This is a genomic window from Vibrio sp. YT-15 (assembly GCF_033337445.1).
GTDB lineage: Bacteria > Pseudomonadota > Gammaproteobacteria > Enterobacterales > Vibrionaceae > Vibrio > Vibrio alginolyticus.
Genome location: NZ_JAWOQR010000085.1, coordinates 1 through 1344, shown reverse-complemented (window position 1 = coordinate 1344; position 1344 = coordinate 1). Strand labels below are relative to the sequence as shown.

1 protein-coding gene is annotated in these 1344 nt (G+C 43.5%); it reads right to left on the bottom strand.

The annotated features are described in order from the left end of the window. Nucleotides 1–24: 24 nt before the first annotated feature. Nucleotides 25–1344 (bottom strand): sodium:proton antiporter (locus tag R7D93_RS25420; RefSeq protein ID WP_318129569.1); only part of this gene is annotated, 1320 nt, incomplete at its 5' end.

The following is a 1344-nucleotide window of genomic DNA, read 5'->3' as shown; positions in this document are numbered from 1 at the left end:
TTTTTAAATATGGGGAGAATGGAATTAGGCTTCAGTTTGTTCTCTTTGTTCTGCTAAAGAGCTTTGAGCTAGCTTTTCATCTTCCATCTTTTTTTCTTCAGCTTTCGCCTTTTCAATCATTGGTGTAATGGTTGAACCTTGAATCAGGATAGAGAACACCACAACCGAATAGGTCATTACAAGGATGATCTCTTTTACATCGATCAGCTTGTCTTGAACCACCCAAATCCCTGATGGAATTGAAAGTGCCATTGCTAGCGCTAGACCGCCACGTAGGCCACCCCAAGTTAGAATTTTTACAGACCACGAGTTATATTTTCTGTAACGTTTAAAGCCTATGTATGAGATAAAGACGCTGAGATAGCGAGAGGCTAGCACCAGAGGGACTGCAATTGCCATCATGATCCAGTCTTCTTCATGGAACTTAAATAGCAGCATCGACATACCAATTAATAGGAATAGCACGCCGTTTAGGAACTCATCTACTAACTCCCAGAAGTGGTCTAGGTGGTCTTCACTCTCTTTAGAGAAGCCAATAAAGCGAGTCCAGTTACCGATCATAATTCCCGACACTACCATCGCAAGTGGGCCTGAAACATGAATGTACTCAGCAAATGCGTAACCCGCTGTAGGAACACCGATGGTAAGTAGTAGCTCCATTGAGTGATCGTCAGTAGCACTGATTAGGTAGTGGAATACTAAGCCCAATAGAAAGCCATAGACGATCCCGCCAATCGCTTCTTGGATGAAGAGTAGAGTGACGCTACCGACTGTTGGTGCTTCTGAGCCAAATGCAATGGTGAAAAGCGTGACGAAAATAACCAAGCCGAAGCCATCATTGAATAGTGACTCCCCTTCGATCTGTGTCGAGATACGTTTAGGTGCATCTAACTTTTTAACGATAGCTAGAACGGCAATCGGGTCGGTAGGCGAGATTAATGCGCCAAATAGCAAGCAGTAAACCAAATCAAACTGTATGCCGATCAGCATACAAAGGCCATAAAGAACAAAGCCGATGAAGAAGGTTGAGAACAGGGTTGCTCCAAGAGCCAATACCGTGATTTCCCACTTTTGATCTTTTAAGTTGGGTAGCTTGATGCCCAAGCCGCCAGCAAAAAGCAAAAATCCAAGGATGCCTTTCAACAAAAAGTCTTCAAAGTTGATCCTTGTTACCGTCTCGGTTGCAATCTCCGTAAGGTGAAACCAGTTGTTTTGACCGGCGATCAAAATAAGTAGAGAAAGAACCATTGAACCAGCTGTAATGGCGATGGTGGTTTGCATCTTTCCTATCTTGCTGTTTACAAAAGCAATTAGCATCGCAGCTGCGGATAGAAAACATAAAGT